The 14,570-nt window shown below is 39.6% G+C and carries 11 protein-coding genes; 9 read left to right on the top strand and 2 right to left on the bottom strand.

Going from position 1 to position 14,570, the window contains the following annotated elements; translation table 11 throughout:
- Positions 1-45: 45 nt before the first annotated feature.
- Positions 46-918: a mechanosensitive ion channel family protein gene (locus AAGD16_RS04705; RefSeq protein WP_016899418.1), complete on the bottom strand. Its 873-nt coding sequence runs from the start codon at positions 916-918 to the stop codon at positions 46-48.
- A 288-nt stretch (positions 919-1,206) separates the two neighbouring features.
- Here AAGD16_RS04705 and AAGD16_RS04700 point away from each other — a divergent pair, with 288 nt between their 5' ends.
- The 4 genes from AAGD16_RS04700 to AAGD16_RS04685 all read left to right on the top strand — a co-directional run bounded on the left by AAGD16_RS04700 (position 1,207) and on the right by AAGD16_RS04685 (position 6,498).
- On the top strand, positions 1,207-3,342 hold the full coding sequence (locus AAGD16_RS04700) for a M3 family metallopeptidase (RefSeq protein ID WP_036956833.1): 2,136 nt from the start codon (positions 1,207-1,209) through the stop codon (positions 3,340-3,342).
- A 109-nt stretch (positions 3,343-3,451) separates the two neighbouring features.
- Positions 3,452-4,297, top strand: coding sequence for a carboxylate/amino acid/amine transporter (locus AAGD16_RS04695; RefSeq protein WP_377113966.1), 846 nt, complete (start codon positions 3,452-3,454; stop codon positions 4,295-4,297).
- Between the two features lie 69 nt (positions 4,298-4,366).
- On the top strand, positions 4,367-5,692 hold the full coding sequence (locus AAGD16_RS04690; protein WP_377113963.1) for a glycerophosphodiester phosphodiesterase family protein: 1,326 nt from the start codon (positions 4,367-4,369) through the stop codon (positions 5,690-5,692).
- A 71-nt stretch (positions 5,693-5,763) separates the two neighbouring features.
- Positions 5,764-6,498, top strand: a complete 735-nt coding sequence (locus AAGD16_RS04685) for a dienelactone hydrolase family protein (RefSeq protein WP_377113960.1) — start codon at positions 5,764-5,766, stop codon at positions 6,496-6,498.
- 6 nt (positions 6,499-6,504) lie between these two features.
- Here the strand turns inward: AAGD16_RS04685 and AAGD16_RS04680 are convergent, their stop codons facing one another.
- Positions 6,505-7,422: a LysR family transcriptional regulator gene (locus tag AAGD16_RS04680; RefSeq protein WP_033103835.1), complete on the bottom strand. Its 918-nt coding sequence runs from the start codon at positions 7,420-7,422 to the stop codon at positions 6,505-6,507.
- A gap of 156 nt (positions 7,423-7,578) precedes the next feature.
- Here AAGD16_RS04680 and AAGD16_RS04675 point away from each other — a divergent pair, with 156 nt between their 5' ends.
- The 5 genes from AAGD16_RS04675 to AAGD16_RS04655 all read left to right on the top strand — a co-directional run bounded on the left by AAGD16_RS04675 (position 7,579) and on the right by AAGD16_RS04655 (position 14,565).
- Positions 7,579-8,262, top strand: a complete 684-nt coding sequence (locus AAGD16_RS04675; RefSeq protein WP_024602858.1) for a type 1 glutamine amidotransferase domain-containing protein — start codon at positions 7,579-7,581, stop codon at positions 8,260-8,262.
- Positions 8,263-8,377: 115 nt separating this feature from the next.
- The gene (locus AAGD16_RS04670) at positions 8,378-8,983 is read left to right on the top strand and encodes a rhomboid family intramembrane serine protease (RefSeq protein ID WP_013464432.1); all 606 of its coding nucleotides are present in this window, start codon (positions 8,378-8,380) and stop codon (positions 8,981-8,983) included.
- Positions 8,984-9,001: 18 nt separating this feature from the next.
- Positions 9,002-9,844, top strand: a complete 843-nt coding sequence (gene yghU / locus AAGD16_RS04665) for a glutathione-dependent disulfide-bond oxidoreductase (RefSeq protein WP_013464431.1) — start codon at positions 9,002-9,004, stop codon at positions 9,842-9,844.
- Positions 9,845-10,021: 177 nt separating this feature from the next.
- Complete coding sequence (locus AAGD16_RS04660) at positions 10,022-11,260, top strand: ABC transporter substrate-binding protein (RefSeq protein ID WP_013464430.1); 1,239 nt, start codon at positions 10,022-10,024, stop codon at positions 11,258-11,260.
- Positions 11,260-14,565 carry a PAS domain S-box protein gene (locus AAGD16_RS04655; protein ID WP_013464429.1) on the top strand — a complete coding sequence of 1,102 codons (3,306 nt, stop codon included), beginning with the start codon at positions 11,260-11,262 and terminating at the stop codon, positions 14,563-14,565. Before AAGD16_RS04660 ends, AAGD16_RS04655 begins: the two co-directional genes overlap by 1 nt.
- The last annotated feature ends 5 nt before the right edge of the window (positions 14,566-14,570 follow it).

Here is a 14,570-nt window from a genome sequence, read left to right as displayed (position 1 = left end):
GAATTGTTAAAAAATATAGCTAAATAAAGCGGTACTTTCTAGATACTACTTTTTCACTAAAGAACGCGTCAGTGCAATTTCACCATCAATATGAATATCTCGCTGCGGGAATGCAATCACCACATCGTGTTGTTCAAACACTTCATAAATACTAAAGCGAATATCACTGCGCACTTGTCTTAATCGAGTTTCTGATTCAGCGCACACCCAAAAAATAGCATTAAAGACCAGCGAGCTGTCGGCAAAGTCATCAAACAATACGGTTGATTGAGGCGTTGCCAATATTGCCTCATGTTCATCCAATACTTGCTGAATTAACTTTTTAACCAGTAATACATCAGAGCCATAAGCTACGCCTACGCTTACCGACGAGCGTGCATTGCCATCAATGAGCGTCCAGTTTGTAACCGTATTTTCTAATAACTGGCTATTAGGGATCAACATATGCACCCCGTCGTTCCTGCGAATACGAGTAGAGCGAGTATTAATGGTTTCAACCACCCCTTTTGCAGTGCCAACCTCTAAAAAGTCACCAATACGGATTGGCCGCTCCCACATTAATATCCAGCCACTAATAAAGTTATTAATAATATTTTGTGCACCGAACCCTACACCAATGGCAATAGCACCCGATACAAAGGCAAATGCGGTTAGTGGAATGTTGAGCACCTCAAGGGAGGTAAAAAGTAAAATCGCAATACTTAAAATAAAATAAAAACGCGTGAATAAATGTACTGCATCTGGGCTCATTTTTCGTGCAAGTAATGACTTTTTAATTAACTTGCCAATCTGAGTCACCACAACCCACATAGTAAACAAAATTAGCGGCACTTGAATTACTTTTGCCACGGTAATGTGAATGTCGTTGTAGCTAAACAATACGAAGGCGAGAATGTGATTAATTTGTTCTAAGTTCATTGATTTTCCATGTGTAAGGTCGCACACAAACGATTATTTTTATGCGCTAATAATACCCCAAGTTTAGCATGCGGTTAGCTTAAATACGCAGCAACAAATTTAAAGCTAATTGCATAATTGCTGTATTTTTCTACTTTTTTATTTACATACCGAGTTTTTATCACCTAATTTGCGTTTAAATCCTGCTTTAAATCGATAAACTTTGTTGTATATAAGTCAAAATTTGGTAAGTTAACTGTGTTTTCGACTCACTAAGCCTATTTCGGCTATTTTTTCTATGGAGTTATTATGCGTAAAACACTGATTGCCACTACGATTGCTAGTGCACTTTTATTATCTGCCTGCTCTTCTGAGAGCACTAAAGAAACAACACAAGAAACCGCAGCGCAAGTTCAAGACATTAACGCAAGCAATGTATTGTTCAAACCAAGTCCACTTCAATACATGGCACCTGAGTTTGATAAGTTTGGTACGACTGAATACGAAGCCGCATTTGATGCAGGTATTGCACAGCACAATGCAGAAATACTGGCAATTGCCAACAACCCAGCGCCAGCCACTTTTGAAAACACCTTAGTTGAAATGGAGCTGGCAGGCGAGCTACTAAACCGCGCATCAGCTGCGTTTTATAACCTATCAGGCCTTATTTCAAACGATGAATACCAACGTATTGATAAAAAAATGGCGCCAGTTTTCTCGGCTCACTCTGATGACATTTATTTAAATGGTGCATTGTTTAAACGTGTACAAACGGTATACGACAATAAAGATAAGTTAAGCGCTGAAGATCAACGCCTAGTCGATTTTTACTACAAACAGTTTGTAAAAGCCGGTGCAAAATTAAACGATGCTGAAAAAGCAAAAATGCGTGAAATCAACGCAGAGCTTGCAAAACTATCAACTGAGTTTTCTCAAAACGTATTAAAATCGTTTAAAGAAGATGTCATTTTAGTAACAGATAAAAGCAAATTAGCGGGTTTATCTGAAGGTGAAATTGCCGGTCTTGCAGCCGCTGCTGAAAAAGCAGGCAAAGATGGCTACATGATCACCTTAGTTAACACCACGCAACAACCTATTTTAGCAAGCCTTGAAAATCGCGAACTACGTGAGCAAATTTTTAAAGCATCAACCAATCGTGCTGCTAAAACAAATGGCCCTATCATTATTAAAGAAACTAACCTGCGCGCACAAAAAGCAGAACTGTTAGGCTTTAAAGATTGGGCTTCTTATGTAATGACTTCACGCATGGCGCAAACTACTGATAACGTGTACGGCATTTTAGATGACTTAGCGCCAAAAGCCGTTGAAAAAGCGAAAGCAGAAGCACAAGCAATTCAAAAAGTAATTAATGATTCGGGTGAAAACTTTGAACTTAAACCATGGGATTGGTCTTTCTACGCAGAAAAAGTACGCGCTGAAAAATACGACCTAGATCCAGCCTTAGTTAAGCCTTATTTTGAAATGCAGTCGGTTATCCATAACGGCCTGTTCTTCGCTATGGAAAAACTTTACGGTATTACCTTTAAAGAGCGTAAAGACCTGCCGGTTTACCACGACGATGTAATGGCATTTGAAGTATTTAACGCCGATGGCAGCGCAATTGGTTTATTTTACATGGACCCATATGCACGTGAAGGTAAGCGTGGCGGTGCATGGATGAGTGCATACGTAAGCCAAAGCGGCTTAAAAGGCACTAAACCTGTTATTTACAACGCACAAAACATTCCAAAGCCGGCTGAAGGCGAGCCAACGCTCATGACGTTTGACGAAGTATCAACTATGTTCCACGAGTTTGGTCATGCGGCACACGGTTTATTCTCTGACGTTAAATACCCAAGCCTAGCAGGTACTGCAACAGCACGTGACTTTGTTGAATTTCCATCACAAGCACACGAAGATTGGATGATTGAACCAACGGTACTTGCTAACTACGCTAAACATTACAAAACTGGAGAGCCAATTCCTCAAGCACTACTTGATAAAGTACTTGAGTCGCAAAAGTTCAACCAAGGTTTTGGTACCACTGAATATTTAGCAGCAGCACTACTGGATATGGAATGGCACTCATTTGGTTCTGATAAGAAAATAACTGACGTACAGCAGTTTGAAAGTGACGCATTAAAGGCACATGGTATTGATTACTACCCTGTTCCACCGCGTTATAAATCAAACTACTTTAGCCATACGTTTGCAGGTGGTTACTCAGCGGGTTACTACGCCTACCTGTGGACTGAAGTATTTGCAGCCGATGCGTTTGCTCACATGGAAAACAACGGTGGCTTAACGCGCGAAAATGGCGATAAGTTCCGTAAAGAGATCCTATCAAAAGGTAATAGCCGTGACTTAATGCAAAGCTACATTGAGTTTAGAGGCCAAAAACCAACCACTGACGCCCTGCTTAAGCGCCGTGGTTTAGTTGATTAATTAATATTTTTAATCAACTGATATAAAAGCCCGCTTGCGGGCTTTTATTGTTTATAGAACAATACATAACAGATAAACTGACACCATTACTTAAGACAAGATGAGTGTTATGGGCTATTTATTTGCAGTTACCCTTCTTTGGGCGTTTTCGTTTAGTTTAATTGGTGTGTATTTAGCAGGCCAAGTTGACGCATGGTTTAGTGTGTTAATTCGTGTGGCTTTAGCAGCGTTAGTATTTTTGCCTTTTTTAAAGAAAACCCCCACCCCGCTTGCATGTAAACTCATGCTGATAGGCGCACTGCAACTGGGGGTTATGTATGGCTTTTATTACCACTCATTTTTGTTTTTAAGTGTGCCAGAAGTGCTGTTATTTACTGTAATGACCCCGCTTTACATTACGCTTTTAAACGATGCGCTAAATAAACAGTTTAATCCGCAGTTTTTTATCGTTGCGTTTATTGCCGTACTAGGTGCTATTACCATTCGTTATGAAAACTTAGACAGTAACTTTTTAGTCGGATTACTACTGGTTCAAGGCGCTAATATTAGTTTTGCCATCGGCCAAGTAACCTACAAACGATTAATGCTTAATAAACAACTCGATGATAAAACCGTATTTGGTTGGTTTTTTATTGGCGCACTAATTGTTGCAAGCGCCTGTTACGTCTTATTTGGTGATCTTAACAAATTACCAAGTACCTCAACTCAATGGGGCATACTGATTTATTTAGGTATTGTGGCCTCTGGTTTAGGCTACTTTATGTGGAATAAAGGCGCGACGCTTGTCAATGTTGGTGCGCTGGCGGTGATGAACAACTTACTTATTCCTGCCGGTATTATTGTTAATGTGCTTATTTGGAATAGAGACGCTGACCTACTTAGATTAAGCATTGGCGGGGGAGTGATGCTGGTTGCCTTAGTGGTAAACCAAATAATGACTAAATCAGCAAATTAATCACTCTGTAGTGAAATTGTCATTAATAATTAGTAAGGTAGCGTCCACTTTTATTTTTAAGGACAAATAATGAAGCGCATACCTTTTCTAACAACTTTTTTATTATTAAGCTCACTTACTGGCTGTGATGACGATGTAAAAATAGTCGAAAAAGAAGTGGTTGTTACCAACACTGACGTTGAAATTGTTGAAGTACCTACCCCGGTTATTGTTGAAGTAGCACAAGGCACCAATACGCAACTAGGTACTCGCCCCGACTACTTAATTGACGATATGGCTGACAGCGCACTAAAAACAAAATTAGAATCGTGCAAAGAAGGTCCTTTTTATCGTACTGATTTTTCAATTGGTCACCGCGGTGCTCCAATGCAATACCCAGAACACACTAAAGAATCTTATATTGCAGCCGCTCGCATGGGAGCAGGTGTTGTCGAATGCGATGTAACCTTTACCAATGATAAAGAGCTAGTATGTCGTCATTCTCAGTGCGACTTGCACACCACCACCAATATTTTAGCCATTCCAACATTGGCTGCTAAATGTAGTGAGCCATTTACCCCAGCAAACTCTAACAGTGGCACGCCTGCTTCAGCTAAATGTTGTACCAGTGATATTAGTTTGGCAGAATTTTTAACTCTTGAGGGCAAGATGGATGGCGCGAACACCAGTGCCACCAATGTTAGCGATTACATGAAAGGTACACCCAGTTGGCGCACTGACTTATACGCCACCTCTGGTACACTCATGACCCACAAACAAAGTATTGCACTCTTTAAAGAGCTGGGAGTAAAAATGACCCCAGAGCTTAAATCCCCTCAAGTAAGTATGCCTTTTAACGGTATGACCCAAACGCAATACGCACAAAAAATGCTGGATGAATACACGCAAATGGAGGTACCCGCCTCGCGAGTGTATCCGCAATCATTTAATTTAGCCGACGTAGAATATTGGATTAATACTAATCCTGAATTTGCAGCGCAGAGTGTCTATTTAGATGGGCGCGACAGCAATGCAGGGTTTGATCCAAACAACGCAGCAACATGGCAGCCAAGTATGGCAGAGCTCGTAAACGACGGCGTTAAAATTATTGCGCCACCCATATGGATGCTATTAAGCATAGATAACAACAGTAATATTGTCCCCTCACAGTACGCTATTGACGCTAAAGCCGCGGGGCTTAATATCATTGCATGGAGTCTTGAGCGCTCAGGCCCTCTAAATCAAGGCGGCGGTTATTATTATCAGTCTATTAGTGATGTTATAGATAACGATGGCGATATGTTCACTGTGGTTGATGTGTTAGCGCAAGACGTAGGTGTAATGGGTATCTTTTCCGATTGGCCTGCAACCGTAAGCTACTATGCTAGCTGTAATAACATGCCTGCAAGTATTTAAACTTTAAGGCGTGTTTATTTTATCGCGCTCAGTTACCATATATTTTATATATTATTTAATTGAGCGCTTTTATGATCATCCAACACCACCATGCTGACTTGCCTACCCCAACGGGGTTAATGCGCACTACAGTTTATCGCCCACACGCTCACGGGCAATTCCCAGCCATTATTTTTTACTCTGAGATTTTTCAGCAAACCGCGCCTATTGCTCGCAGCGCTGCTATTTTAGCAAGCCATGGCTTTGTAGTACTTGTGCCAGAAGTATTTCATGAACTTAACCCTATCGGGACAGTGCTTGCTTATGATGATGCGGGTAAAGATAAAGGCAATAACGATAAATGGGCAAAACCGCTTGAATCCCACGACAGCGATACCCAAGCGTTAATCGACTTTGTACAAACACACGATTACTGTACTGGCTCTGTGGGTGCAATGGGTGTTTGTATTGGTGGGCATTTAGCGTATAGAGCCGCATTAAACCCAGCAATAAAAGCCGCTTTTTGCTTATATGCCACTGATATTCATAGCGACACACTTCCCGCACAAAAAGGGAATAATTCATTTGAACGTATGGCTGATATACAAGGTGAAATCCACTTTATTTGGGGAAAGCAAGACCCCCATGTGCCACAACAAGGTCGCGACAAAATTTATCAACAAGCGGTTAGTACGGGTATTAATTACAAATGGCAAGAAGTGAACGCGCAACATGCCTTTATGCGTGATGAAGGCGAGCGGTACGATGCAGCACTTGCTATCACCATGTATCAGCAAGCCGTTGCTTTGTTTAACCGAGTGCTTTAAGCGCTATTATTTAAGCATACCTAATGCGGTATGTTGCTTTACAAAATACGCTTTTAAATAATCAATAAACAAACGCAGTTTTTTAGAGCCCGCCGCCCCAGGCGGGAACACCCCATAAAGTTCAATGTCTTTGCTTTTATAATCATCGAGTATAATTTGCAGCAAACCCGCTTGTACTTTTGGCCATGCATCGTAAAGTGGAATACGGCCAATACCATGCCCCGCCTCTACAAACGCAGTGCGTGCAGCAGCGTTATTGGTGCTTAAACTACCTTGCATTGTAATATCGACCTTTTTGCCTTCTTTTTGTAAGGTCAGCGTTTTACTGCCTAATTGATAAACCACCCATTGATGCTTTGCCAACTCATCGGGTGTGGTGGGTTTACCAAAATGCGCAAAATAATCGGGCGCACCACAAATACAGGTACTCATAGTAGTGAGCTTAGTGGCTTGTAAGTTCGAATCGCGCAGTGCAACCCCTCTAATTGCAAAATCAAACCCGTGCTTAATAATATCCACCACATCATCAGTTAGCTGTAAATCTATATCAATTTTAGGGTACTGGCGCTTAAAGGTATTTATTGCCGGTACAATCAACTGCATCCCCACATTTACGGGGCAGCTTATTTTTAATAGCCCTTGGGGTTCGCTTTTTATATTTTCTATTTGCTGATTAGCGGCATTAGCTTGCTCTGTAATAACACGGCAACGCTCATAATAGGCCATTCCGGCTTCGGTTAGCGCCATGGTGCGGGTAGAACGGTTAAGTAGCGTCACTTCGAGCTGTGTTTCTAATTTTTTTAAGTGATAACTCGCTACAGCACGGGTCAGCCCTAATTGTTTTGCCGCTGCAGTTAAGCTGCCCTGCTCTACAATTTGTGCAAATACCACCATGCTTTTTAACTGTTCAAACGAGACTTTCATAGGTGCTCCAATGCGGTTTTAACTTCAACCCTCTTATTGTATCAATTATTGAATCAATTAAGTTAAATTTATCATCGTTGTTTAAAGCTCTCTTAGTGCATATAGTATTTATCAAGCAAGATTAATTAATTTAAATCATCATAAGGAATACCTTACATGGCTAAAAAAATACTAATGGTTCTTACATCACATGCAGAGCTTGGTAACACAGGCGAAAAAACTGGTTTTTGGGTAGAAGAATTTGCAGCCCCTTATTACGCATTTGTTGATGCAGGTATTGAAGTAACATTGGCTTCTCCAAACGGCGGTCAGCCACCGATTGACCCAACTAGTACACTTGCTGATTTTCAAACTGAGGCAACCAAACGTTACGATGCAGACAGTGGTGCACAAACACTGATGGCAAATACCAAAGTTTTAAGCGAAGTAAACTCTTCTGATTACGACGCCGTATTTTACCCTGGTGGTCACGGCCCTTTATGGGATTTAGTCGATAACACCGATTCAGTATCGCTCATTGAAAGCTTTATTAAAGAGCAAAAACCAGTCGCTGGCGTGTGTCATGCAAGTGCGGTATTTTTAAATGTTAAAGACGCTGATGGCAATGCATTAGTCGCCGGTAAAAAAGTAACGGGCTTTACTAACAGCGAAGAAGCTGCTGTACAACTTACTGACATTGTTCCATTTTTAGTTGAAGACGAACTTATCAAAAAAGGTGGCGATTACCAAAAAACCGACGATTGGGGCGTGCTTGCTCTTGAAGATGGTTTATTGATCACCGGTCAAAACCCGGCAAGCTCAGAACTTGCAGCTAAAAAGCTATTAACTAAACTAGGTTAATAGCAGCCAACAACTCAAATCAGCACAGCATTTTATGCTGTGCTTTTTTAATTGCTTTTCATTACCTTATACAATTCCTATACTGGCAACACTTTCGGTAAATTAGGATCACACTATGGCCACTAAACCAAACACGCTTTCACTTATTACCAGTACCCGTTTTGCTATTTTTAGCATTATTATTATTTGTTTTGTATTGCAGCTTATTAATAGCCTACCTGGCATTAATTTAAACGGTTTAGGTATTTATCCAAGAAGTATTCAAGGGTTGGTTGGTATTCTTTGTGCTCCCTTTTTACACGGTAGCTGGTGGCATTTTGCCAGTAATATGTTGCCATTTGCTGTATTAAGCTGGTTAATTTGCCAGTACAGCGTACAGCGCTTTTATAGTGTATTTATATTCACCGCTTTAGTAGGTGGCTTATTCGTTTGGATGTTTGCCCGCAGTAATATTCATGTGGGTCTAAGCGGTGTCATCTATGGTTTGTGGGGATTTATTTTATGCTATGGCATTGTAAGGCGTTCATTTAAATCGATTTCCATCGCTGTTATCGTAGCATTTTTATACAGTGGCTTTATCTGGGGCGTATTACCGCAGCGTTTTCATATCTCGTTTGAGAGCCATTTTTTTGGTGCATTAAGTGGATTGTTTTTAGGTTATAAACTAGCAAAAGCAGATAAATTAAAAAATCAGCAAGCAACAACTAAAACACGCGTTTAATATAGATAGAGGTTATTTATGAGTGAAAACAACGAATACATCCCGCCTAAAGTATGGACATGGGACAGTGAAAGTGGTGGTAAATTTGCTAGTATAAATCGCCCCATTGCAGGCGCTACTCATGACAAAACATTACCGATTGGCGAACATCTATTTCAGCTTTATTCGCTGGCAACACCCAATGGCCAAAAAGTTAGTATTATGTTTGAAGAGCTTTTAGAGCTTGGCTTAACCGATGCCGAATACGATGCGTATTTAATTAATATTGGTGAAGGCGATCAGTTTGGCTCTGACTTTGTTGATATAAACCCGAACTCAAAAATACCCGCGCTGATGGATCATTCAACCACACCGCCAACACGCATATTTGAGTCAGGTGCTATTTTACAATACTTAGGCGAAAAATTTGATGCCTTTATTCCTAATGATCTCAAAGCCAAAACAGAGTGTCGTAACTGGCTATTTTGGCAAATGGGCTCAGCACCTTACTTAGGCGGTGGGTTTGGCCACTTTTACAGTTATGCACCGAGTAAAATGCAATACCCGATTGACCGCTTTACCATGGAAACTAAGCGCCAGCTTGATGTACTAAACCGCCATTTAAGTGACAATGAATACATGGCAGGCAGTGAATATTCAATTGCCGACATTGCTATTTGGCCGTGGTATGGCTCACTGGTTTTAGGTGACCTATACGACGCGGCAGAGTTTTTAGATGTTGCATCTTATACCCATGTGGTTCGTTGGGCTAAACAAGTGGCTGCACGCCCAGGCGTAAAACGAGGTCGTCGCGTTAATCGTACGTGGGGCCCGGAAGAAGAGCAAATGGCAGAGCGCCACACGGCCCAAGACTTTAAATAAAAGTCAAAACAGTTCAATAAGCCAGCTGCTTAGCTGGCTTTTTTATGTCCATTAATAAAAAATATGAATCATATTTCAGTTTTATATTTTATAAAAAATTAAATAATTTCCTTTTAAAACAGGAAAACACGCCAAAATGGACTAACTTTAATAAAAATTACTAATATAAAGTTTATTATGCAATCTTTGGTTTGTGTACTCCTCTTAAGTGTACTTTATATTGCAGCATTTCCTTTAAGTGCACGCAGCGAAGATGTAAAAACATTAACGCTCTACCATGACTCAGACTATTCAAACCATTACGAATCGGCCTATGCAATGAAGATGGGGGTGCTGACTGCTTTAGCAGAGATTAATAATAACGTACAAGATTATCAGCTCACACTGATTGAAAAAGACAACCGAGGTAATGCGAATCGCAGCTTATTGCACATGCAGCAGTTTCTAAAAGACCCCAATGCACTGGTTTTTATTGGTGGATTGCACTCCCCGCCATATATAAAAAACAGAGAGTTCATCAATAAAAACAAACTATTACTATTACTGCCTTGGGCTGCCGGAGGGTCTATTACGCGCTACCCTAGTGATGATAACTGGGTATTTAGGCTCTCGGTAGATGATACAAAAGCCGGTTATAGAATGGCCCAATTTGCAACGCAAACTCTAAATTGCAAAAATCCGCTCTTACTTTTAGAAGACACGCCATGGGGAAAATCAAACAACAACACCATGCTTGAGGCCTTTGGTGATATAAAACCACAAGTAGAATGGTTTAACTGGAACACAAAAATAAATAACGCCAAATTAATGCTGCATCAAATAAAAAATACACCTGCAGAGTGTATTTTATTTGTTGGAAATGCCATTGAGGGGGCTGTATTTATAAATGCGATGGCAAGTTTTACCAAAAATGAACGCCTTCCTATTGTTAGTCATTGGGGAATAACGGGTGGGGATTTTTTTGCCAACGTTGAGCAAGCCATAAAATCAAACTTGAGCTTACATTTTATACAAAGCTGTTTTTCATTTTTAAAAACGCCGCAAACCGCTTTAACTAAAAATGTTATAGCACAAAGCTTATCCCTCAAGCCTACCCCTGTAGCACCCACTGAGTTAATTTCTCCGGCTGGATTTATTCATGCCTACGACTTAACAAAACTATTGTTACAGGGCATATCACAAATAACTTTAACCGATAATACAGAGCACAACAGAGCAAAAATCAAACATGCACTTGAAAACTTAACCATGCCAGTTAATGGCTTAATAAAACAATACCAACGTCCTTTTGCTGTTTGGTCAGCTAATAATATTGATGCCCACGAAGCACTTGGTTTTGACGATTTATGCATGGCAAATTATCAGCCAGATGGAAAAATACACATTATCGAAAACCCAATAGGCAATGTTGAGTAATGCGAGCATTAATAAATAAAAAACTTAAGCTCTCAACAAATAATGCTTTTTATACTTTTTTAGCATTGAGCTTAATATTATCAGTGACTATTTCTTTACTGTTTGTTGGTCATCGCGCAAATACAGCTATTTATGATTTGCAAAGTAAAAGTCTTGAGATTGAATCTAAACTCACCACCAGCTACCTCACACTATTTTTAGAAACAAGAACACAAATTCTTAATGACCTTGCTCGTCAACCTATTTTATCTAACGCCATAATGGGGTCAGACACCTCAAAAGCGCTACTCCAAGATTACCTTTTTCAATATAAAATAATGGGTAGCACCGAAAAAATAACGATTATAAACGTATTAAAAGAGGTGGTTTTTAGTAACGACCCTTCGATTAACGAGTTGAGTATAATTGAGCAACCATGGATAAATAGCTTACTTGAAGAGCAAACAGAAAAGGCGGTGATATTAAATAAGCCAACCAATACCGACCTATTCACCATTGCGGTGCCTATAAAATATAATAACTTTACTGAGGGCGTGCTTATGGTGCAATTTAATACGCCAATGACCCAGTTACTACCGACCGACTTTGACCGTGAAAGCCATGGACTGACTTTAGCAGGCCCATGGGTTTATTATTCTAATTTAAATCAAGATGACGAGTATGTCAGTATTAACCAAAACCTCATTGGCAATACAGATATAACATTAAACTACTACATTACTGCCAATTTAATTGCTGCTAAAACTACTCGCTTCATAATCGATATTGCTATATCAATTATTGTAAGTATGGCTTTATCGTCGTTATTCCTGTTTGTATTTGGTCGGCACTTACTACTAAACCCGTTTAAGCTTTTAGAATCCTCAAGAGAAGCGATAAAGCAAAGTGAAGCGCGTTACGAACTGGCGGTTAAGGGCAGTAATGATGGTATTTGGGATTGGGATATTGTTACAAATGAAGTATATTTTTCTCCCCGTATTAGCGTATTGCTTGGCTACGACGAAAACGATAAAAACGCTTTGCCTCACTGTGCTGATGCACTTTATAAGTTACTTCACCCTGATGATATAACCAAGCATAAAAAGCAAATAGCAAATCACTTAATTAGCAACATTCCCTTTAATTACGATTATAGATTAAAGACTAAATCAGGCGCTTATCGTTATTTTACAGTAAAAGGGATGGCACTGCGCAATGAGCATAATAAAGCAATTAGAATGGCAGGCTCTGTAACTGACATTACTGAGCAAAAACGTTCTCAAAAAGCATTAAAACAAGCAAAAGAGCAAAATGATTTATTAGCGCAGGCAATCGAATCGTGTAATGTGGGTATTTCTATAGCCGATGCGAGTGTGCAAGGCTTTCCTTTAGTCTTTTTAAACTCTGAATTTGAAAAAATAACAGGCTATAGTAAAGAGGAAATGCTAGGAATAAATTGCAGCTTACTTCAAGGGCCAAACACCGATAAGAACGCAATAGATATTATTACTAATGCAATAAAAACATTAAAAACTCAACGTATAGAAATACTAAATTATAAAAAAGATGGCACGGAATTTTGGAATAGCCTACAAATCTCGCCTGTTTTTAACGAGCAGCAACAGCTCACAGCTTACGTGGGAATTCAGCAAGATATCACTGAGCAAAAAGCAGCGAATCAATTATTAATTGAAGCAAAAGCGGCGGCTGAACAGGCTAACATTGCCAAAAGCGAGTTTTTAGCAGCAATGAGTCATGAAATTCGCACGCCTATGAATGGCGTATTAGGCATGCTTAATTTGATTTTAGATAGCTCATTAAATGAAAAACAACACCATCAGGTAAGCATTGCACTCAATAGTGCAAACTCCTTATTAAATATTATTAACGATATTTTAGACTTTTCAAAAGTGGATGCCGGTAAGCTTGAGCTTGAGGAGTTAGAGTTTAACCTTTGTAACATGCTCGACGATTTTATCGAAACAATAGCAATTCATGCCCACAGTAAAAATATTCCGTTAATGCTAGATATAGAGCACCTTGAATACGCTTTTGTCATTGGTGACGCCGGACGCCTCAAACAAATTTTAACAAACTTAGTAAATAATGCGCTTAAATTTACTCATAAAGGTGAAGTGCAAGTTATTGCTAAACTCACACCGATTAACAATAATCAAATGCGTTTTAACTGCCAAGTAATAGACTCTGGGATTGGTATTTCTGCAGCCCAACAAGCCAAGCTATTTAAATCATTCTCTCAAGTTGACTCTTCAACAACACGAAAATATGGAGGCACGGGCTTGGGCTTAGCGATTGTTAAAAAGTTATGCCACCTAATGGAAGGTGATATACAGGTACAATCTAAAGAAAATAAGGGCAGTAACTTTAGCTTTAATGTTGTTCTAAAACGCAGTAAAAACCCACAAAAAGTATTACCCCCTGTAGATATGTCATCGTTAAATATTTTAATTGTGTGCAGCAATCAAACTCAATCTTCTATCTTACACAAGCAGTTTACTAAATGGGGAGCAACAGCCGTAATCAGCCCATCCGCAAAGCAGGCTGTGCAAATATGTCAGCAATATATCGAAAAACAAAACCTTTGTTTTGATTTAATTATGATTGATATGCAGCTAAGTGACGGCGATGCTTTAACCTTAAGTAAAACCCTTGATAAAGAAGTAGATCTTATGGCTGCGCATGTTGTTTTAATGACCACGGGTGAGCTAAATAAACAGCGCGATTTATATCAAGCGTCTCGGTTTTCAGCCATTGTTACAAAGCCCATAATCACACAAAATCTTTTTAAGATGCTATCGACCTGCTTTAGCGATAAACAGCATAGTAATAGCAGCCTCATTACTGAGGATTTATCTGACACTCAGCCTTTGTCGAGCGATGATATTGTGTGGGACAAAAACATTCGTATTTTACTGGTTGAAGATAACAACATTAATCAAATCGTCGCCTCTACCACGCTTAAAAAAATAGGAATTAATAGCATTGATATTGCAGAAAATGGCCAGCACGCGCTCGAATATTTAAAACAAACAACTTCCCATAACCCGTACTCACTCATTTTAATGGATTGCCAAATGCCAGTGATGGATGGTTACCAAGCCACAACCCATATAAGAGTAAATGAAGCTGGAAGTAAAAATCCCCCAATTACTATTATTGCTATGACAGCAAACGCTATGGTGGGCGATAAAGCTAAGTGCTTACAGGTTGGAATGAACGACTATATTTCTAAGCCCATTGCGCAAGACATATTATTTAAAAAACTTCTAAAGTGGTTGCCATATGAGCTTAAAAACAATGAGTAAAGTAG

Origin of the sequence: Pseudoalteromonas sp. M58 (assembly GCF_042604605.1) — a bacterium.
In the GTDB taxonomy this organism is placed as follows: Bacteria; Pseudomonadota; Gammaproteobacteria; order Enterobacterales; family Alteromonadaceae; genus Pseudoalteromonas; species Pseudoalteromonas tetraodonis.
Note: the sequence above shows the minus strand (reverse complement) of the source record. Positions and strands in the feature narration are given on the sequence as shown.

What these genes read in the sequence shown, in the direction of transcription:
- AAGD16_RS04705 (WP_016899418.1), bottom strand. Translation starts at nt 918, where the DNA reads ATGAACTTAGAACAAATTAATCACATTCTCGCCTTCGTATTGTTTAGC.
- AAGD16_RS04700 (WP_036956833.1), top strand. Translation starts at nt 1,207, where the DNA reads ATGCGTAAAACACTGATTGCCACTACGATTGCTAGTGCACTTTTATTA.
- AAGD16_RS04695 (WP_377113966.1), top strand. Translation starts at nt 3,452, where the DNA reads ATGGGCTATTTATTTGCAGTTACCCTTCTTTGGGCGTTTTCGTTTAGT.
- AAGD16_RS04690 (WP_377113963.1), top strand. Translation starts at nt 4,367, where the DNA reads ATGAAGCGCATACCTTTTCTAACAACTTTTTTATTATTAAGCTCACTT.
- AAGD16_RS04685 (WP_377113960.1), top strand. Translation starts at nt 5,764, where the DNA reads ATGATCATCCAACACCACCATGCTGACTTGCCTACCCCAACGGGGTTA.
- AAGD16_RS04680 (WP_033103835.1), bottom strand. Translation starts at nt 7,422, where the DNA reads ATGAAAGTCTCGTTTGAACAGTTAAAAAGCATGGTGGTATTTGCACAA.
- AAGD16_RS04675 (WP_024602858.1), top strand. Translation starts at nt 7,579, where the DNA reads ATGGCTAAAAAAATACTAATGGTTCTTACATCACATGCAGAGCTTGGT.
- AAGD16_RS04670 (WP_013464432.1), top strand. Translation starts at nt 8,378, where the DNA reads ATGGCCACTAAACCAAACACGCTTTCACTTATTACCAGTACCCGTTTT.
- yghU (WP_013464431.1), top strand. Translation starts at nt 9,002, where the DNA reads ATGAGTGAAAACAACGAATACATCCCGCCTAAAGTATGGACATGGGAC.
- AAGD16_RS04660 (WP_013464430.1), top strand. Translation starts at nt 10,022, where the DNA reads ATGCAATCTTTGGTTTGTGTACTCCTCTTAAGTGTACTTTATATTGCA.
- AAGD16_RS04655 (WP_013464429.1), top strand. Translation starts at nt 11,260, where the DNA reads ATGCGAGCATTAATAAATAAAAAACTTAAGCTCTCAACAAATAATGCT.